The sequence below is a fragment of the Nitrosomonas communis genome (genome assembly GCF_024102715.1).
GTDB classification, from domain to species: domain Bacteria; phylum Pseudomonadota; class Gammaproteobacteria; order Burkholderiales; family Nitrosomonadaceae; genus Nitrosomonas; species Nitrosomonas communis_B.
Window position 1 is genome coordinate 21,055 of sequence record NZ_JAGFJM010000017.1, and the last position, 19,040, is coordinate 40,094.

The 19,040-nt window shown below is 46.1% G+C and carries 17 protein-coding genes and 2 pseudogenes; 6 read left to right on the forward strand and 13 right to left on the reverse strand.

Annotated elements, in window-relative coordinates; all coding sequences use genetic code 11:
* Positions 1-57 precede the first annotated feature (57 nt).
* From cysN to J5I83_RS02290, 4 genes are all read right to left on the reverse strand, one after another.
* Positions 58-1,332, reverse strand: a complete 1,275-nt coding sequence (gene cysN / locus J5I83_RS02275; protein ID WP_304052979.1) for a sulfate adenylyltransferase subunit CysN — start codon at positions 1,330-1,332, stop codon at positions 58-60.
* 69 nt (positions 1,333-1,401) lie between these two features.
* Positions 1,402-2,307: a sulfate adenylyltransferase subunit CysD gene (cysD, locus tag J5I83_RS02280; protein WP_304052982.1), complete on the reverse strand. Its 906-nt coding sequence runs from the start codon at positions 2,305-2,307 to the stop codon at positions 1,402-1,404.
* Positions 2,308-2,340: 33 nt separating this feature from the next.
* A complete protein-coding gene (locus tag J5I83_RS02285; protein WP_304052984.1) occupies positions 2,341-3,045 on the reverse strand; it encodes a phosphoadenylyl-sulfate reductase in 705 nt (234 codons plus the stop codon).
* Positions 3,046-3,074: 29 nt separating this feature from the next.
* A complete protein-coding gene (locus J5I83_RS02290; protein ID WP_304052986.1) occupies positions 3,075-5,171 on the reverse strand; it encodes a nitrite/sulfite reductase in 2,097 nt (698 codons plus the stop codon).
* A gap of 356 nt (positions 5,172-5,527) precedes the next feature.
* Here J5I83_RS02290 and cysB point away from each other — a divergent pair, with 356 nt between their 5' ends.
* A complete protein-coding gene (gene cysB, locus J5I83_RS02295) occupies positions 5,528-6,490 on the forward strand; it encodes an HTH-type transcriptional regulator CysB (RefSeq protein WP_304052988.1) in 963 nt (320 codons plus the stop codon).
* Between the two features lie 51 nt (positions 6,491-6,541).
* On the opposite strand, the gene J5I83_RS02300 is transcribed toward cysB, so the two are convergent.
* Both J5I83_RS02300 and J5I83_RS02305 read right to left on the reverse strand, forming a co-directional pair.
* Positions 6,542-7,735 carry a cytochrome c gene (locus J5I83_RS02300; protein WP_304053040.1) on the reverse strand — a complete coding sequence of 398 codons (1,194 nt, stop codon included), beginning with the start codon at positions 7,733-7,735 and terminating at the stop codon, positions 6,542-6,544.
* A gap of 89 nt (positions 7,736-7,824) precedes the next feature.
* A complete protein-coding gene (locus tag J5I83_RS02305) occupies positions 7,825-8,538 on the reverse strand; it encodes a cytochrome c4 (RefSeq protein WP_304052990.1) in 714 nt (237 codons plus the stop codon).
* A gap of 23 nt (positions 8,539-8,561) precedes the next feature.
* Between J5I83_RS02305 and J5I83_RS02310 the strand changes: the two genes are divergently transcribed.
* The gene (locus tag J5I83_RS02310; protein ID WP_304052992.1) at positions 8,562-9,056 is read left to right on the forward strand and encodes a DUF3293 domain-containing protein; all 495 of its coding nucleotides are present in this window, start codon (positions 8,562-8,564) and stop codon (positions 9,054-9,056) included.
* A gap of 12 nt (positions 9,057-9,068) precedes the next feature.
* Here J5I83_RS02310 and ftsH read toward each other — a convergent pair whose 3' ends face one another.
* From ftsH to J5I83_RS14470, 3 genes are all read right to left on the reverse strand, one after another.
* The gene (gene ftsH / locus J5I83_RS02315; RefSeq protein ID WP_304053041.1) at positions 9,069-10,883 is read right to left on the reverse strand and encodes an ATP-dependent zinc metalloprotease FtsH; all 1,815 of its coding nucleotides are present in this window, start codon (positions 10,881-10,883) and stop codon (positions 9,069-9,071) included.
* Between the two features lie 722 nt (positions 10,884-11,605).
* A complete protein-coding gene (locus J5I83_RS14465) occupies positions 11,606-12,220 on the reverse strand; it encodes a hypothetical protein (protein ID WP_369683381.1) in 615 nt (204 codons plus the stop codon).
* A gap of 133 nt (positions 12,221-12,353) precedes the next feature.
* Complete coding sequence (locus J5I83_RS14470) at positions 12,354-12,608, reverse strand: hypothetical protein (protein ID WP_369683382.1); 255 nt, start codon at positions 12,606-12,608, stop codon at positions 12,354-12,356.
* Between J5I83_RS14470 and J5I83_RS14475 the strand changes: the two genes are divergently transcribed.
* The gene (locus J5I83_RS14475; RefSeq protein WP_369683383.1) at positions 12,609-13,262 is read left to right on the forward strand and encodes a hypothetical protein; all 654 of its coding nucleotides are present in this window, start codon (positions 12,609-12,611) and stop codon (positions 13,260-13,262) included.
* Between the two features lie 148 nt (positions 13,263-13,410).
* Here J5I83_RS14475 and J5I83_RS02325 read toward each other — a convergent pair whose 3' ends face one another.
* The 4 genes and pseudogenes from J5I83_RS02325 to J5I83_RS02340 all read right to left on the reverse strand — a co-directional run bounded on the left by J5I83_RS02325 (position 13,411) and on the right by J5I83_RS02340 (position 17,892).
* Positions 13,411-15,183: a hypothetical protein gene (locus J5I83_RS02325; protein WP_304052996.1), complete on the reverse strand. Its 1,773-nt coding sequence runs from the start codon at positions 15,181-15,183 to the stop codon at positions 13,411-13,413.
* Positions 15,184-15,495: 312 nt separating this feature from the next.
* Positions 15,496-17,160 carry a cation:proton antiporter gene (locus tag J5I83_RS02330; RefSeq protein ID WP_304052997.1) on the reverse strand — a complete coding sequence of 555 codons (1,665 nt, stop codon included), beginning with the start codon at positions 17,158-17,160 and terminating at the stop codon, positions 15,496-15,498.
* 87 nt (positions 17,161-17,247) lie between these two features.
* Positions 17,248-17,558, reverse strand: a pseudogene (locus J5I83_RS02335) (transposase); the annotation flags it as partial.
* A 130-nt stretch (positions 17,559-17,688) separates the two neighbouring features.
* Positions 17,689-17,892, reverse strand: a complete 204-nt coding sequence (locus J5I83_RS02340; RefSeq protein ID WP_304052998.1) for a hypothetical protein — start codon at positions 17,890-17,892, stop codon at positions 17,689-17,691.
* A 534-nt stretch (positions 17,893-18,426) separates the two neighbouring features.
* Here J5I83_RS02340 and J5I83_RS02345 point away from each other — a divergent pair.
* The 3 genes and pseudogenes from J5I83_RS02345 to J5I83_RS02355 all read left to right on the forward strand — a co-directional run.
* Positions 18,427-18,525 (forward strand): annotated as a pseudogene (locus J5I83_RS02345) (IS5/IS1182 family transposase); the annotation flags it as partial.
* Positions 18,526-18,560: 35 nt separating this feature from the next.
* Positions 18,561-18,806, forward strand: coding sequence for a hypothetical protein (locus J5I83_RS02350; protein WP_304052999.1), 246 nt, complete (start codon positions 18,561-18,563; stop codon positions 18,804-18,806).
* Complete coding sequence (locus J5I83_RS02355) at positions 18,752-19,039, forward strand: hypothetical protein (RefSeq protein ID WP_304053000.1); 288 nt, start codon at positions 18,752-18,754, stop codon at positions 19,037-19,039. Before J5I83_RS02350 ends, J5I83_RS02355 begins: the two co-directional genes overlap by 55 nt.
* Position 19,040: the final 1 nt, after the last annotated feature.

A 19,040-nucleotide genomic window follows, 5' to 3' on the forward strand; every position in this document is an offset into this window, starting at 1 on the left:
CCGCGATTACCTCATCGCCATTGTAAAAACTCTATTGACTCGCTAGAACAGGGAGGTCTAGCAAATCATGCCAGCCGCGACGGTATTATTACTGGTTTCATCAATAATGATAAAACTACCAGTAGCACGATTACGCGCATAACCATCAAATACAATGGGTTGCTGCACCTTCATCATTACACGAGCGATATCATTCATTCTCAAAAAATCTATCGTCTCGTGATTAAATGTGTTGACATCCACCCGATAGTCAATCTGATTCACTACTCCCTTGACTACTCGGGTTGTATGCTTGACGATATATTTGCGTCTGGGGTCAAGTGGCTGCTCAGATAACCAGCATACCATCGCAGCAAACTCATTCTTCATTTGCGGCTGCTCGCCCGTTTTTACCAACATATCACCCCGGGAGATATCCAAATGATCCTCAATGGTCAAGGTAACGGACTGTGGGGCAAAAGCATCCTCGAAAGAGTCCTTGTACAGAAGAATCTCTTTAATGCGTGAGGATAACCCAGAAGGAAGAATCGTCACCTGATCACCAACACGAATAGAGCCTGACTCAATTCGCCCCATATATCCCCGAAAATCATGCAATGCTTCAGTTTGTGGACGGCAAACCCATTGTACTGGAAAGCGGAAATCATCAGTATTGACATCATGCTCAATGTCGATATTTTCCAGTAAATCCATCAAGGTGTGCCCCTCATACCAAGCCAGATTATTACCTCTTTCCACTACCATATCGCCATTCAAGGCAGATAGAGGAATATATTCAATATTGCTGCTTAAATGGAGCCCTTTGGCAAAAGCAGCAAAATCGTTGCAAATACGCTCGAATACTTCGCGTGAGTACCCCACCAAATCCATTTTATTAACCGCTACGACCAAATGGGGAATCCCTACCAAACTCGCTAGATAAGCATGACGGCGAGATTGCGTAAGCACTCCCTTACGTGCATCAATCAGGATGATCGCCAGATTAGCGGTGGAGGCGCCCGTTACCATATTCCGGGTATATTGCTCATGACCAGGAGTATCTGCAATGATGAACTTACGCTTGGGTGTCGCAAAGTAACGATAAGCCACATCGATGGTAATGCCTTGCTCCCGCTCCGCCTGCAAACCATCGGTCAGTAAAGAGAGATCCACTCCTTGCATCCCACGCTTATTTGAGGTGCGCGCAATAGAACTCAATTGATCTTCAAAAATTGATTTTGAATCATGCAGCAAGCGTCCAATCAACGTGCTTTTTCCATCATCTACACTTCCGGCGGCAATAAAGCGCAACAGTTCGGCACGATTAAGTCCAAAATTTTCAACTACTGACATTTAATAAATCGCCTTTAACAATTATTCTAAAAAGAGAAATAACCAGTACCATCCAGAAAGTTTGTTACGTTAAAAGTACCCTTCTTTTTTGCGTAACTCCATTGCGGCTTCTGAGGCTTGATCATCCATACGCGTTGCCCCCCGCTCAGTAATGCGGGTCATGGCCGTTTCAGCGATAATCTCACTTACGCTCTTAGCGTCGGAAGCAACCGGGCAAGTACAGCTCATATCGCCAACGGTGCGAAAACGTACCATCACTTTTTCTACGTGCTCACCCTCTTTGGGCTGCACCAGATGCGACACCGGTAACAAGCCAGCATCACGCGGAATCACTTCCCGCCAATGCGCAAAATAAATGGAAGGAACTTGCAGTTGCTCGCGCTCAATATATTCCCATACATCCAGCTCGGTCCAGTTGCTGATAGGAAAAACACGCATGTTCTCCCCTGGATGAGTACGCGTATTGTAAAGACTCCATAGTTCAGGACGCTGATTTTTAGGATCCCATTGACCAAACTCATCACGGAATGAAAATATGCGTTCCTTAGCACGCGCTTTTTCCTCATCGCGGCGCGCTCCGCCAATACAAGCATCAAACCGGAATTCTGCAATAGCATCCAGTAAGGTAATCGATTGAAAGGGATTGCGGCTTTGATTCTCGGATCGCAATACAACTCTACCTTGCTTGATGGAGTTCTCCATACTGCGCACGATCAAGCGTTCACCCAGTTCTTTGACTCGACGATCGCGAAACTCAATCACTTCCGGAAAATTATGCTCGGTATCGATATGCAATAACGGAAAAGGAAAACGCCCTGGCCGGAAGGCCTTTTCGGCCAATCGCAGCAAAACGATGGAATCTTTCCCTCCAGAAAACAGTAATGCCGGATTGGTGCATTCGGCTGCCACCTCCCGCATGATATGAATCGCTTCGCTTTCTAAGGCATCCAAGTGAGTAAAAGTTCGATGGCTCATTCTTCTTTACCTTCTAAAAAAATTCAACACTCTCTATTTTATTGGGGCAACTTTACCCACATGCAAACCACATTCCTTGAATTCAGGATTCTCCCACCACCAGCGCCCAGATCGAACATCCTCTCCAGGCGTAATGGCACGCGTACAGGGAGTACAGCCAATACTCGGATAAAAGCAATCATGCAGCTTGCTATAAGGCACGTCATGCTCCCTGAGATACGCCCATACCTCGGCATAACTCCATTCGCAGAGAGGGTTGAATTTTTGCATGTCATTTTCAGCATCAAACGAAGATATTACCAGACTGTCACGAGTGATCGCTTGTTCGCGACGCATGCCTGTAATCCACGCACGCTTACCTGCCAATGCACGCCGAAGCGGCTCTACTTTGCGAATGTAACAGCAGCGCTTGCGTAGCTCGACACTTTGATAAAATCCATTAGGACCATATCGCGCAACATAATTCTCCACTGTAATCGCCTCAGGAAAATACACCTGAATCGAAAGACCATAGTGCTCTTTCACTGTCTGCATGAGATCATAAGTTTCCTGAGGCAACCGGCCGGTATCCAGCGTGAACATAGCAATATGCGGATAGTGTCGCGCAATCAAGTCGGTCAACACCATATCTTCTGCGCCAAAGCTGTTGGCGAACACAGCAGGCACATATTCCTGTTGTATTTTTGCAAGCAAGGCGTGTAATTGCTCGACCTTCTGTACCACATCAGATTGACTCATCTATTTTCAGCTTGCTATAACACATGTATCTATAAGGCCGTAGCTGACTGCGACATTTTCTGAAATTGCAATGGCTTGATAATGGCTTCCGGTAGTGAGCCTGCCAAGTCGACTTGTTTATTGAAGTCAGTGCAGAACTGAGCCACATCGAGTGTCCATTCATCCAATTCAGCATACCATTCAGCCAACAAGGCATCAGTCAACTCATCTGCCGGGCGCGCAAAATCCTGAGCGAGCTTAGCCAATGTTTGAGCCAACTGAGGCTTGGCTGGCAACACACGTTGCAGCTCCTCCGCTTGCTCCAGTAAACTATCGCATTTTCGGCCTCCTACCAATTGGGTCAGTCCCTGGCCAATCAGACGCACAATTTCTTCAGCGCACTTAACAGAATCCTCAAATTTACGCTGAAACTTAAGCGCGTTCCGGTAATTACGCTCATTTGCAGCATCAAAGAAAGCAGTACCAATCTGCAATTGTTTCGCTCCCGCACACTCCCCGCCACCAAGCTGCAATACCTTGAAATCATCTCCTTGACCATGATCGCGTAAAACTGAATGCAAGTCTTCTTCCTTAACTTCCGCGATATCGGCCAGCAATTCAGCAAAATAACTCTGACCTACCCGCCGGGTCCAGTTAAAAAATGATTCTCCTGCTTCCCGGCCTGTGTCATAGGCCGATCTCACACGATCCACCGCTACCTCAATGCGCGCACTCGGTACCGACGGACCTTTAAACGCCAAACCGCCATTTGCCATGCCATTGCCACCGAAATACATCTGATAGTGAGGTACCAACTTACCATACATGCGCTTGCCTTCACCATAAATGCCAATATCCCCGCTTTCCGGCTGAGCACAGCCATTATGGCAACCTGAAACACGAACACGCAAATCATGATTTCCACCTGATAATTTACCGCCAATAGTCGGACTAGAAGTGATTCCCAGGCGGCATGTGGACGTTCCTGGACAGGCCACTACATTATCACCCGCCTTGGGTAAGCCTAGACCTAAACCTGCTAATGCCGACTGGATAGCTGCAATATTTTCTTGTGGCACTCCAACTAACATCAGGTTCTGATCCTGCGTGGTACGGATCTCTTGCAAGTCATATCGCTCCAGTATTTGAGCAATTCCGCGCATCTGCGCTGCAGTCAACTGCCCCAAACGCACACTGATTGGCACTACAAATAATCCCGGTTGCTTTTGCGCAAAGAGTGAACGCGGTGCACCCGGACCAGGCACTTCACTATCCTTGCCACCGACCCATACACCCTTGGGATAATCCTGTTCTGCCAGCACTTCCTTAACACGCACAAGCTCTTCACGATATTTCTCAATAAAACCGTCAACGCCGAATTTATCGACCAGAAACTTAATGCGTGACTTGGCACGTTTAGCTCGATCAGAATACTTATTGTGCAGTGTAAGCACAGCTTCTATCACCAACAATAAATCCTTTTCTTCGATGAATGGCTCAATCACAATCGCTTCATGAGGCTTATGTCCTAACCCCCCAGCCGCCAGTATCTTGAAACCAAAACGCGTTCCCTGCCTGACTGCAACCACGCCCAGATCGTGAATCATGCCCTGCGCACAATCCGCTTCGCAACCAGAGAAACTGATTTTGAATTTACGCGGCATCAACTGATTCAAAGGCTTACGCAAAAAATGCCTGACAACTCCTTCGAGATGCACATTGACATCGGCATGCTCACGCGAGCAGACTCCTGACAAGGGACAAGCCGTCACATTCCGTATCGTATTCCCGCATGCTTCACGCGTTGTCAGTTTGCCTTTTGCCAGATGACGCATCACAGCTGGCGTATCCGTCAGCGGGACATAATGCAATTGAATATCCTGGCGGGTGGTGATATGCGCCTCACCATGTTGCGCATACTCTTCCAGCGCATCAGCAATCGCATTTAGCTGCACGGGTATCAATCGTCCGCCAGGAATCTTGATACGCACCATATTGACGCCTTCCTGACGTTGCCCGTAAATTCCCATTTGCAGCCGGGTAGCAGTAAAACGATCGACATCCATACGTTGCGCTAAAAAATCCTGCAATGACTGATCGTATGAATCGATTTCCTCATCATTAGCGAGATCGGTTAAATAATCCATCTTATTTCTTCTCTCCATAGTTTTTTTACCACACCAGCTTGCTGCCACTGAGGATAAAAAATATTAATAATTTTTATTGCTATTTTATCCGATATCTACTCTATGGCGTTAGTGGTTATCAATACATTCATACCTTCCAGTTAGGAAGGTAATACTAAACAAGCATCAAGTCACCCTAATGTTATTTACTGCCCCGCACAATTTTCCACTTGCTAAAATGCTGATCTACTTGGCAGAAAGAACACTTACTTACAAGATCACTCTTTTTAAGAAAAGCGTATCATAGCAACACTATCATATATCTCAAAATAATATAAAATTAGAACAATATAACATTATATTATATACATACTCCGATGAGACTCCAGCAATTACGGTACCTATGTGAAATAGCCAATCACAACCTGAATTTATCCAAAGCAGCCGAGAGTCTGCACACTTCACAGCCTGGGATCAGCCGGCAAATACAACTACTTGAGGAAGAACTGGCTGTGGATATTTTTGTTCGCAATGGTAAGCGTATCGTCAAAATAACTCCGCCAGGACAGGCCATTATTGAAATTGCTAAAAAAATGCTCAGTAACGCAGAAAGCCTGAAGCAGATTGGCCAAGAATTCAGCGACAAGGCAAGCGGTACGCTGGTTATCGCCACGACTCATACGCAAGCACGTTATGCGCTTCCTCCTGTCATTAAATGCTTTACCGAACGATATCCCAAGGTCAAACTTATTCTGCGGCAAGGCAGCCCCACCCAGATCTCAACTTTAGTTTCCTCTGGCGAAGCTGATCTGGCAATTGCCACCGAAGCCATCGAATTATTCCAGGAATTGGTCATGCTTCCCTGCTATCAATGGAACCGCAGCATCATTGTTCCCCCTAAACACCCCCTGCTCAAACAACAACCGTTGACATTAGAAGCAATCGCCCAATATCCCATCATTACTTATGATTTCGCATTTACAGGCCGATCAAAAATCAATCAAGCCTTTGAATCAAAAAAGCTGACTCCGAATGTAGTGCTTACCGCAATCGACGCCGATGTAATCAAAACCTATGTGGAGCTTGGTTTAGGTATTGGCATTCTGGCGAAAATGGCTTTCGATCCGCAACGCGACAAACAGCTTCGGGAAATTGATGCAGGCCATCTATTTGAGCCCAGCACAACTCGTATCGGCATCAGTCGTACCAGCTATCTTCGCAGTTATGTCTATGATTTCATCGAAATGTTTGCTCCCCATCTCAAACAGGATTCGGTTAAAGCTGCCATGAAAAGCAAGCGCATCATCCCTGCGCAAGACTCACCCGCAACAACTGAATAGCCGAATCATGCAACACAGCCATATGTTTGTGCAAGCAAGTAATCAACGCCCCTAGTGACTACCTTCCCTGCTCTGCCCTACATCAACCGCTGACACCAGACTGCCATGATTTCCCCATGCATTCCTGATGAAAGACACGACTTGCGCGACCTCTTCATCACGGATAACCTGCTGAAACGGAGGCATTCCATAAGGTCTTGAATTTGCTCTAGTAGTAGGCGGGTAGCCACCATTCAACACAGTGCGAATGACATTCGTGGGAATCACCATGATCACACTGCGATTATCTGCCAGCGCAGGATAAATGCCTGGCGCACCTTGACCTGATATACCGTGACAGTCCTGGCAGTATTTCACATATATCTTTTCGCCCTGCGCCAAGTATCTCCGCACATTGTCCGGCATTGGCGGATAATTCACCTCAGGCTGTACATTATTGCTTTCTGGTAATGACTTCAGATAGATAGCCATGGCGCGCGCATCATCTTGCGACAAATACTGCAGGCTTTGCCTGACGACTGTTGCCATCGGTCCTGACATCATAGCGCGCCGAGAGACACCGGAGGAAAGTAGCGCAACGATTTCCTCAATCGTCCAGTCCATGCCGCCCGCTTCTCGCCGAGAAGTAAGCGATGGCGCATACCAATTTGACCCCATAATTTGCCCACCCGCCATCGTTTCATCTTGACTTGCGCCCAGCACATTTCTGGCAATATGGCAAGCATTGCAATGGCCCAGTCCCTGCACCAGATAAGCGCCTCGATTCCATTTCGCACTTCTGCTTTGATCCGGTTCATAGACCCCTTGCTTAAAGAACAGTGTACGCCAGATATACAGGAGCGGTCGATAGTTATAGGGAAAGCGAATTTCATGAGATGGATTTACTTGGGAAACAGCTGGTATCGACTGAAGATAGGCAAAAATAAGGCTAGCGTCTTCGCGTGTCACCTTAGTATAGTCAGTATAAGGAAAAGCGGGATAGAGTAATCTGCCATCACGCGATTTGCCCTCATGCATCGCTTTCCAGAAATCTTCCTCACTCCAAAGACCGATACCCGTTTCTTTATCAGGCGTGATATTAGGTGTGACAAACGTGCCAAATGATGTAGACAATCGATAACCTCCCGCAAACGGCTGCCCACCCTTGGCCGTATGGCACCCCAGACAATTTCCCACGCGCACAAGATATTCACCCCGCTGCTGTCCCGATAGGGATGTTTCTTCAGTAGAAGCATTGACGGCCATGACATTGGCGGCAAACAACATGGTCAACATATAGCCAAGAAATAAAAAGGCATTTCTCCATACGCCAAAAATGGCGCGCCTCACTTGCATCATCGAGCTTCTCCATTTTCCAGCGCTAGATTGGCACAACGTTGGCTCATCTCAACCGATAGTTCACCGACTGGCTCTCCTGAAACGGGTTGAACAGCCAGCCATTTCGCAATTGCATTGATTTCTTCATAGGTCAACTGCTTGGCAATGTCTGCCATGCAATTCGCCACCTTCCCGCGGATCAATCCCCCGCTATGCCAACCCCCTAATTGTGCTGTTATGTAAGCTCGAGGCAACCCCAACAGCCCTGGCACGAAAGGCGCAGTACCCATCAGTTCTTTTCCATGACAGGTGCTACATGCCGGAATATTTCGCCTGGAATCTCCTGAGTAAACAAGTCGCCGCGCTAAATTTGCCTCCACAGGCTGCAAGGTAATAGATTCAGGCGATGGATAAGGCAAGTTCAATACAGCAAAATACCGGGCGATTTCCCGCAAATATTCATCCGACATATTTTCCAGCAAAATCGCCATTGGCTGATAATAGCGTCTACCGTCCCGAAAGTGGCGTAGCTGGTTAAAGAGATAGCCCTCTAGCTTGCCTGCAATCCGCGGGTAATAGCTATCTCCGTCATGTCTGTCCTCTGCACCGTGGCAAATCGTGCATGCTTTGACACGTTCAGCAAGTGTATCGGGAACATCGACTGGCAGCGTCTCTGCAGCATTTGCCAAGCAGGCGAGAACAAATAATAGGATTAGAATAAAATACTTCATGTCGTCATTTTTTGTAGATAATCGTGCCTATATCCAATACCTCTCCGCAAGATACATATCGACATAGTGCGGTCATTTTGGATGAAAGTTTAAAACAATCCACCATTCCGACCAAACTCATCCAAAACTATATTGCCGCTCATTACCAGGCAACGATTGATTCAAACACGCTGACATTACACATTGGCCGGCATTGCGAGCCATTATCAAAACTCATGAAAAAATCCGGCGCACAGTGCGCGCTCTATATCACGGCCTGTAATCCGCATAGCCAGATTCAACTTCCAGAAATAAACTATGCGGCTAATCACCGCTTGCGTAACCACCTCTCTCGTTATTCCAACCACATTTTCACAGGCACAAGTCTGGATCAAGCGACCAAATGGCCAGCAGAACCAAGCTTCCTGGCATTGGGCATCGATTCTGCCACCTCTAAAACACTTGGCAAACAGTTTGGTCAAAATGCCATCGTATGGGTTAACAAGGACGCGATTCCCAAACTCATTTTGCTGCGCTAAGCTCTACTCATATTAAGCCTCATGAACGATTACCTGTTTTAATGCATCGATTTGAGGTTGATTGAGTGTCTCCGTTTTGAGCAATTCTTCAGCAGTTTTCTCGATAAGTGCACGATTCTTGCGAAGGATACTTATTGCCCGTTCAAGCGCTTGATCCACGAGCGCACGCACAGCCGCATCGATCTTGTTGGCTGTATCTTCGCTGTAATCGCGGCCAAATGGCACCGGGAAGCCTTGCTGCAAGAAAGCGGAACGCTCGCGATCATACGCCACATGCCCCAGTGCATCGCTCATGCCATAACGCAATACCATAGCGCGGGCCATATCGGTCGCACGCATCAGATCATCCGATGCTCCCGTGGACACTTCATTGAAAATCACCTGCTCGGCAGCCCGTCCGCCCAGCATCACAGCCATCTTGTTTTCCAGCTCTACTCGCGTCATTAGAAAACGGTCCTCGGTCGGGCGCTGTATGGTATAACCCAGCGCACCCACTCCACGCGGAATGATTGATACCTTATGCACTTCATCAGTACCGGGCAGTGCCAGCGCCACCATGGCGTGCCCCAGCTCATGAAATGCCACGATGCGACGCTCCTTTGGATTGAGCAGACGATTGCGCTTTTCAAGACCCGCAACAATCCGCTCAATTGCGTTATTAAAATCCTCCATCGCTACGGCTGACGCTTTACGCCGGGTAGCCAACAAAGCAGCCTCATTAATCAAATTGGCCAGATCCGCACCTGTAAATCCGGGAGTCAATGCAGCAATCTGTTCCGGCTTGACATCGATATTTAGTTTCACTTTTTTCAGATGAACAGCCAGGATCTGTTCGCGTCCTGTTTTATCGGGACGGTCTACCAGCACCTGACGATCAAAACGCCCAGCGCGCAACAGTGCTGCATCGAGGATTTCCGGGCGATTTGTCGCAGCCAGCAATACGATGCCACCTGAAGGATCAAAGCCGTCCAGTTCTGCGAGCAATTGATTTAGTGTCTGCTCTTTCTCATCGTGCCCGCCCCACGCATAAGCGCCTCGCGCGCGTCCCAATGAATCGAGCTCATCGATAAAAATAATAGCGGGCGCCATTTGTCGTGCCTGCTCGAAAAGGTCGCGCACTCTGGCCGCACCCACACCGACAAACATCTCGACAAACTCCGATCCCGAAATCGAAAAAAACGGTACACCTGCTTCACCAGCCACCGCACGCGCCAGCAAGGTCTTACCCGTTCCAGGCGGCCCTACCAGCAAAACTCCCTTTGGCACTCTTCCACCCAGTCGACTATAGTCAGCAGGATTCTTCAGAAAATTGATGATTTCGAGGAGTTCTTCCTTAGCTTCATCGACTCCTGCCACATCAGCAAAAGTCACTTTGGTTTCCTTCTCGACATACACCTTGGCGTGACTCTTGCCAATCGACATCAATCCACTGCTCATACCACCACTCATACGGCGCACGATAAACAGCCAGATGCCAACAAATACCAGCATAGGTACAATCCAGGACAGTAAATCGCGCAACCAAGTACTCTTGATGATCCCGGTATAAGTCACATTATGCTGATCCAGAATTTCAGCAAGCCCAGGCTCAACTCTTGTGGTAACGAATTCTTTGACGCCATCGGCACCCGTTTCTTTCAACGTACCGTAAATTTGATTTTCCGTAATCGCCACCTCGGCAACCTTGCCCTGGTTCAGGTAATCCTGAAACCGACTATAGGGAATCGGCTCAATCCGGGTATATTGCGTATAAAGATTCTGCAAAAACATCATGCCAAGAATGGCGATAACGATATACCAAAAATTGAACTGCGCTTTCTTGTCCATTAAATTATTATCCATAAGACTTTTCCTTCTTCATTGGAAAAACGATTAATAAATCGTAAGAATCAACAGACCAACCACAGGTCAGATTACTCTCAATTCCTCTATTTATGATCTTATCGTATAAGGATCAACCCTATTTGGGTTTTTCAAAACGAAAAATAAATTACAGAAAATAATGTTCATTATCTGTAATGCTTAAGCCTAAATTTGACTCAGTTTCTACTAAAAAATCGTGCTTCTTGCATTATTTTTAGGAAAATATCACAGATAAAACCCAAATCAATTAACTATAAAAGAATCACCCGGAACCTATCCATGATAGCGGTCATTTTGACGATATGGACTGCATCATTGCACCAATAAATATTTCACTGGGTCAAGACCAGGCAATTTGCTCTTTAGTTTTGAAGACTCAACCGGTACTCATAGCTCAACCTATTTCTGTTCACTATTGGCACTTTATTGCTCAATGCACCTGCTCACAACATGTTTATTTCAAGTGCTTTAGTTTGCACTAAAGTTCTCAAAATTTGTACCGATAATAAAAATCAATAGGAAACTCCCTGTCTTTAATTCTGCATGAACTCTCTCTTGCTGTTCGGATCCTTTTTAAAGCTGTCACTCATCAGTGCCGGCTCGCAGAAAAAACAATCGAAGCAGCATTAAAGAAAGGAATTCGAGAAAAACTACGAATCCCTATTAATTTTTTAAAAGGAAATAAATCAAATGACAACATTACTTTTGGGTGACTCGAACGAAAATTTTGCACTTACCGGAAATAAAAAAGGCAAAAAGCAGTCATTGACTGGTACAGATAATGATTCCATCAATATGATTTCTGGTGATGTTGGATTTATGTATGATCGCTCCAAAGGCGGTAATGATGTATTGCAGGGCGGTAACAACACTAGCGGGATGCTTGCTAATGGTCTAGCCGGCGACAGTGTGCTGATGTTTGACTCTGCCACAGGCGGTAATGACAAGCTACAAGGCGGTAACAATAGCGGCGGAATACTTGCTAACGCTCTAGCTGGTGACGCCGTGCTGATGTTCGACTCCGCCAAAGGCGGCAACGACAAGTTACAGGGTGGTAACAATAGCGGAGGAATGCTTATTAACGGTTTAGTCGGTGATGGCACTCTGATGCTGGAATCTTCCAAGGGCGGCAATGACAAGTTGCAGGGCGGTAGCAACAGCGGCGGAATACTTGCTAACGCTCTAGCTGGTGACGCTGTGCTGATATTCGACTCTGCTAAAGGCGGCAACGACAAGTTACAGGGTGGTAATAATGATGGTGGTGGAATTCTTGTTGAAGCTCTAGCTGGTGACGCTGCCATAATGTTCGGCTCTGCTAAAGGTGGCAATGACAAGCTATGGGGTGGTAACAATAGTGGTGACGGAACTCTTGTTAATGTTCTTGTCGGCGATGCGCTTACTATGCTCGAACATGCTAGAGGCGGTAATGATACGCTATGGGGTAGTAACAACAATGGAACAGGAAATGTCACCAACATTCTTTATGGCGATGCTAGAGACATGATCAATCCTACCCATACCGACAACCTCCATCGTGATAAAGACGATTATAACGATGACGAGGCTGAAGACGACGATCATGATGCCCACCGTAATGACCATCGTGGCGATCACCATGATGACCACATAAGCGATTCCACCCACGCCGGCAATGATCACTTGATTAGTGGAATCAACGCAACAGATCATATGTATGGTGATGCCAAAAATATCATATCGAATAGCACTCCACTCAGTGGCACTGAAATCTCGGGCTTTATCAAGGCATGGATCGATACATTTGGAATCAATCTTATTGATCGTTTCCTGCGATCAGGTGAGAACGAAATTAACTTTGACGCAGCCAATCTGGATTCTTTTGCTAATATCAATAGCATTGTGAATCAGCTACCTCACATTCCCGGCGCCAATATCGCTGATTTCATCAATTCATTGATTGATACACTTGGATCCAATCTCATTAATGAATTCCTGCAATTGGCTGGAAGCAGAATTGACTTTGATGCATCCAATCCAGTTTCACTTGGCAATATCAATAACATTGTGAATAAGTTACGTGACATTTTCGAGAGCAATGAAAATTTAACCTTCACTAATCCCAGCAGTGGCGGCGCTGATACCTTCATCTTCATCGACACATTTGGCAATGATTACATTTATGATTTTCGCCAATCAGATAAGGATCAAATTAAATTTGATGTGACTGGCGTAGATTCTTTCGACGATCTTGATATCAGTGATAATGGAAATGATACGATGATCTCGGTTGCTGATCACGGCACAGTCACCTTGGTAGGCGTTACCGGGCTGGATTTATCAGGAAACATTAGCTTTTCATCCTGATTTCACTCACAAATATTCAAATCTGACAGATAGTTGTTTTTTTAGCTATCTGTCAGAGTAAATCTACCACATTTAGCACAAGCATTACCGGACCATATACTCGTTTCAGCCTGCGCAAGTCTGGCGCACAGGCTGAGAAACAACTTCTCTACGGTTTACCAGATACAATGGGATTTGCATTGAGAAAACCCCAAATAAAATCTGTTTGCATCACCACCATTTTTGGCCGGCCGTTGTTATCGTTGTAAAACCAGAATGGATCAGGAATGCCATAATGACTGCGCGCATAGCCAAAATCTGTTAGGCTGCGCTCGAATACTGAAAGTGCGAGAAAATTGGCCGAACCATCGCCATTTAGTGCCGCACCAGCCCTTGCATGACAGCTGATACAGCTGGAGCCATCCATAAAACCAGCCTCGGTGACTGAATTGCCCAACAGCGTCGATTGCCCAATCGAGTTGACAAACTCCACTTGCGATCCTTTAAGACGGAAGTTACGCCAAGCAATATCCTCGGGATCAGGCTCAACTTGACTGGTGCTGCTACCGCTGCCGATATTCAATTCAGTGAGCAGCTTATTCCAGTCCGGGCGAATTATTTCCAGCGGATAGCCCTTATCTGGATTGAACACGATACTAGATGAGTTCAATTGATCGCTGTGCTGATTGGGTTTGACATAGTTATCTGCGGTACCGACTGGGCGATTATTGTCACCACTTGCATAACCGTAAGCATCATTGCAACCAGTGATATCACAACGACCAGGCAAGCTAATATGCTCGAAAGTGGTCCATACCCAGTTAGGAATGTCTTTCGAAGAAATGTGGAACGCTACCAGATGATGGATACCTTCCAGATTGCAAGTCAGCGGCAATTTACTGACACCAAGCGCTTGCAGATCAATCTGTGTCTGCAGCAACTTACTGATGTACTGTTTAGGATCAGCCGGCAACCCCAGGGCCACGGCAAGATCATGGTGCAGCCAATTGCTCTTGATCATGATAGCATCCGGCGGCAAATCTACGCGTGACAGTGAAGCGGGCTTTCCATCCTGAAAAGATTGATTGGCACGACGATAAGGTGCTTCGCTTTGCAGATTCTGTTGATTGATTTTGAATATATCCGTCACACCATTGGCGTTATATAAATTATTAGTAAACAGATAGTCATGGAACACTTTGTTACGGATAGTCAACTCAGCATTGGTTTGACGGATGACGCGGCCAACACTTTCCGCATCGGCAGGATTAAATTTCCTAATGATGTCTGCTACCAGATTCTCAGTCTTACCATCTACAGCTACTGCTGCACAAGAAGGAATAGGCGCATCAGCAACCCCCTTCTTCATAGACTTGAGTTTCATCATGCTGCTTAGGGGAGTCAATGTATCGTGGAAAGGCAAACGGGTATCACGCTGCAAGACAGGATCACGTGCTAACTGATGCGCTTCTTCTGTCAGCGCATCAGTCAAGCTTTTGAGTTTGGCCGCGTGCTGAGTACCTGGATAAGCTGGACAATGATTAGGATCGTTGTTTGCTGCTCCAGGTTGGCAGCAGGCATCTTTACCGGGTGCCTGGCCAGCTTGGCATAGTGCATAAGGCTGTGCCGGCCAGTTGTCATTCTCGTCAGCCCAATTTGACCAGAATTTATCCCGAATCACTTCAGCAAACAGCTTCCAAGAAAACATATCCGGACAAGTCATGGCAGCATTACTCAGCACCTTGCCAGTATGATTATTGATGGCAACTAATTCGCCGTTTTTAACGGCCATTGCACAGTACTCAGCATCTTTAATGGCAGCCTGGAAATACAAAATAGAATCGATACCAGTAGGTTTATAGCTATCCGCGTGAACGGGTAACAGGCTGCTTAAGACAATACAAATCAGGACATTAAACAATAAACGAAAACGTATGACCATAGCGCTCCTTCCATTAAATTGTAGGGATAAAGACTGACTGGTAGATCATAAAATGAAATTCCTATAGTTCTCTCTTCGAGAATAGCACCTTAACCAGGCTTAATTATTGTTATTCCAATCGAAGAATATGTTAGAACACTGGCATGTTAACAATGATCCTGAGCTTCTTGGTTGATCGCTTCCTGTATTTTCTGAGTCAATAAATACAGCTGAAACCGAAGAAAAGCAAATACTCCCTGGATTATAAAAATTAGCTGATTTCTATGAAAACCAGGCTAAAGTAGACGCTAAAATAAGCAAATCCTGCTTTGATTATGATTTTTCCTTCTCATCAGCTTCGATTTCTCGCGCAAGATAATCAGCTGCATGACCGGCCGCTTCTTGAAAAATATTGACTACTCTCGTGACACCAGCCTGCTGTAAAGCCAAGGCATGCTCATCATCCCGCACCAAACCAATGATACGCCCTTTAAATCCTGCTTCATCAAGCGCACGGAGTAGCGCTTGATTAGCACTCCATTCCGGAATGGTCGTAACAATCCAATCAACGTTTGCAAATGGCAATGAGCTGAGAAATGCTGGATCTTCTGCATCCCCATAGCGTACTGGCATGTCCCGCTGTCTCAGCCCTCTAATTGCTTCTGGATCGAAATCCACACCCAATGCCCCAACACCGTGGTTGCACATATGTATCAAGACTCTAGCTCCATGCCGCCCCAATCCAAAAATAATGATCTTGGGGTCATTAACAATTGAACGTTGCTGCTCCATTGAAAGTTCTCGGTAGGGACGAGCACGTTCAAACACACTCAACCAGCGTGAAAGGTATTCATACAGACGCTGAGAATACAAAATCATATAAGTGGACAAGGCGATGGTTACTACACCAACTAGCGTCGTCAAGCCTAGTGCACTCTGCTCCAAATGGCCTAGGCTTATTCCCATCGCGATAAATACGATAGAAAATTCGCTTATCTGTGCCACTGTCAAACCCGCCAGAAAGCCAGTTCGTTTGCGGTAACCCATATATCCCATGATCACCATCACAATAATAGGATTACCAATCAGAACAAAAAACGATAGCGCCGCAGCAGACCAGAGTTCAGCGCCAAGCATAGAAAAATCAAGTTTTGCTCCCAGATCAATAAAAAAGAACAGCAGCAGGAAATCACGAACACCCGTTAACCGCGCACTAATGGCGTCACGGAAATGGGTAGACGCCAGCGAAAAACCCGCCATGAATGCACCCGCTTCCTTGGAAAAACCCACCCATTCGCCCAATGCAGCAAGCGATGTTCCCCATGCAATTGCAAATATAAGAAGCAGTTCCTGGGAGCGGGCGATAAATCGCACTAATGATGGCATGACATACCACATAACAAAAAACATCAAGAGCACAGTTAAACTAACGCGGAAAATAAGTGATGCCGCGATCATCCATCCACTCAGACCAACCGCATCCATATCACCCCGTATTGCACTCATTACCATCATAGCTAAAACAACTGCAATATCCTGCACAATCAGAAAACCAACAGCAATGCGTCCATGGAGAGAATCAAGTTCGCGCTTGTCGGTCAATAATTTGACAATGATAATTGTGCTAGAAAATGTAAGCGCAATGGCTACATAAAGAGCTGTAAGCCAGTCTTTCCCAAGCAAAAGAATAAGTAGAAACCCAAATATAATGGTAAACCCAAGTTGACCAAGTCCAGTTGCTAATGCAACGGGACCTATATGTCGTACGTGTTGCAGATCCAGTTTCAGTCCAACCAAAAAGAGGAGAACTGTCACACCAATCTGAGCTAACAGATCGACTTGATCATGAACCTGAACGAAGGAAAAACCTGCAGGACCTACCACAATTCCCACAATGATATAGGCAATGAGCACCGGCTGTCGTAAATGAACAGCGATAACTCCGACTGCACTAGTTATAATGAGTAAAAAAGCCAGTTCTGCAAAGGGTTCGTGCATCTGAGTACCTTATTTCATTCTCCCACGGAATACATTAAGTGTAAGGGGTTTAGCGCATAAATTAACGTGAGTTCGGTATAAAAATCATCACACCACATCTGGAAGAGCCTGAGAAAATCTAATATTAAGGGAGGGTTTCTTCTCGCGGAATGTATAAGCTACCAGTCCGGCTATCAAATTAACAAAGAAGTTAAATGGGCTGCGATGGCGGGAATGTTCGATTTGTGAGATGTTTTTCAATTGATCGTTGAGAGTCTCAATGATCGAGCATTTACGCAATAAGAATTTATCAAACAGTGGTAATAGCTTGTTTTTCATGCTCTCTTACGCACCTTGGTAACGAGCTGTACGCCTTGCTCCCAGAGTTGCTCAAAGAGCGGCTGAGAGATGTAACCCCGGGCAGTAAACTCTGCTATCACTTTATGCGACCAAATACGGCGTTGTAGCACACACTGATCTTGGTCGAATCAATAAAGCTGATCCCACTGCTGCGCCCAAAGCGGCTAACCAGAAAACAGCACAAAGGCATCAGGCTATACCTGGCAGCAGCTCAACAAAGCGGTTGTAACTTACTAACCCCGGATAATAGGGCCGCTGATATCTCAACACCTGGTCCAGATAATAGGACTTAAACGTCCGGTAACCCGACAGATGAAACCCCACCACGATCGTCATGACTCCACTTAGACATAACCTCCCTCGCCGCCAACGCTTCAGCGATAACTCCAACAAGCATTAAACTCCCTGCCCCAATAATCGTATCGATGAACTACTACCGCTAACACTGGAGTTCATTAAATCACTAAGCCAGAGAGAATGACAAGTGGTGCCGTTGAGTGCTTACGCAATAGCATCAGTTTATTTTGTTGTTATTTTTAACGGAGCGTAATATTGTCGCCTACTGGAATAATCAAAGGATCTCGTTAACAGAATCACAAAACGGGAAATTGGCTTTTCCTTGTCGCAATAACGACAAGGAACACGACTAATTGAGGTTTATCGTTCCTGATAAGTTTTGAAGCTGCACTTTTACTAGCGGATCGTTTCAGTAAAATATCTCCTATTGACGGTGAGCTTGTTGAGCCACTAAACAACTGACATCGACCTTCGACAGACTCAGGCCGAATGGTGTCTTGTGCAAATGTTTTACTGAAACGGTCTGCTAGGGCCTGTTGACGTTTTAAGGTAAGTATTTAATAGATAGAAACAAACTCGTAATATTGGGGTTCCTATACCTTCCTATACCACCAACAAAACGAGTTTGCGATGCCCCGATTGATGCTCAGTGATGAGTTCTGGTCGAAGCTGGAGAAGATTCTGCTTCAAGAAGCGATTGATAATAAGCGCAATCTGCGCATGACGGTATAGCAAAGCTCAAATAAATTGATTACGATCCATAGATGACTTATCCATCATCATTTCGCTGCAAAGTTTTGTCCGTTCGTAAGAAGGAAGGACTTACAATTACGCAGGCGGCAGCGCATTTTTGCGTGGGAATTGCCAGCGTGACGCGCTGGGTGAAGAATCCCAATCCCAAGCAGACCCGTAACAAACCGGTGACGAAGATCGACATGATCGCGTTGGCCCTGATGTGCAGGCGTTCCCGGACGCCTATCAAGCCGAACGGGCTCGTCGACCAGGTGTAAACGAAAAAGGTATCGACCATGCGCTGCGGCGTATGAACATCAGCTATAGAAAAACACTGCGGCATCCCAAAGCGAACGAAGACAAACGGCACACCTTCCAGGTGACGATTAAGGTGTATGAAGCTCAAAACTGCGTCATCGTCTATATTGACGAGAGTGGTTTTGCGCACGATATGCCACGAACACATGGGTATGCGCCCATTGGCAAGTGGTGTCACGGTGTGTGTAATTAGC

What these genes read in the sequence shown, in the direction of transcription:
- cysN (WP_304052979.1), bottom strand. Translation starts at nt 1,332, where the DNA reads ATGTCAGTAGTTGAAAATTTTGGACTTAATCGTGCCGAACTGTTGCGC.
- cysD (WP_304052982.1), bottom strand. Translation starts at nt 2,307, where the DNA reads ATGAGCCATCGAACTTTTACTCACTTGGATGCCTTAGAAAGCGAAGCG.
- J5I83_RS02285 (WP_304052984.1), bottom strand. Translation starts at nt 3,045, where the DNA reads ATGAGTCAATCTGATGTGGTACAGAAGGTCGAGCAATTACACGCCTTG.
- J5I83_RS02290 (WP_304052986.1), bottom strand. Translation starts at nt 5,171, where the DNA reads ATGGATTATTTAACCGATCTCGCTAATGATGAGGAAATCGATTCATAC.
- cysB (WP_304052988.1), top strand. Translation starts at nt 5,528, where the DNA reads ATGAGACTCCAGCAATTACGGTACCTATGTGAAATAGCCAATCACAAC.
- J5I83_RS02300 (WP_304053040.1), bottom strand. Translation starts at nt 7,735, where the DNA reads ATGGCCGTCAATGCTTCTACTGAAGAAACATCCCTATCGGGACAGCAG.
- J5I83_RS02305 (WP_304052990.1), bottom strand. Translation starts at nt 8,538, where the DNA reads ATGAAGTATTTTATTCTAATCCTATTATTTGTTCTCGCCTGCTTGGCA.
- ftsH (WP_304053041.1), bottom strand. Translation starts at nt 10,883, where the DNA reads ATGGACAAGAAAGCGCAGTTCAATTTTTGGTATATCGTTATCGCCATT.
- J5I83_RS14465 (WP_369683381.1), bottom strand. Translation starts at nt 12,220, where the DNA reads ATGGCAGCGTCACCAGCTAGAGCTTCAACAAGAATTCCACCACCATCA.
- J5I83_RS14470 (WP_369683382.1), bottom strand. Translation starts at nt 12,608, where the DNA reads ATGATCTGTTGCGTTGATTCCACTAATCAAGTGATCATTGCCGGCGTG.
- J5I83_RS14475 (WP_369683383.1), top strand. Translation starts at nt 12,609, where the DNA reads ATGTATGGTGATGCCAAAAATATCATATCGAATAGCACTCCACTCAGT.
- J5I83_RS02325 (WP_304052996.1), bottom strand. Translation starts at nt 15,183, where the DNA reads ATGGTCATACGTTTTCGTTTATTGTTTAATGTCCTGATTTGTATTGTC.
- J5I83_RS02330 (WP_304052997.1), bottom strand. Translation starts at nt 17,160, where the DNA reads ATGCACGAACCCTTTGCAGAACTGGCTTTTTTACTCATTATAACTAGT.
- J5I83_RS02350 (WP_304052999.1), top strand. Translation starts at nt 18,561, where the DNA reads ATGACTTATCCATCATCATTTCGCTGCAAAGTTTTGTCCGTTCGTAAG.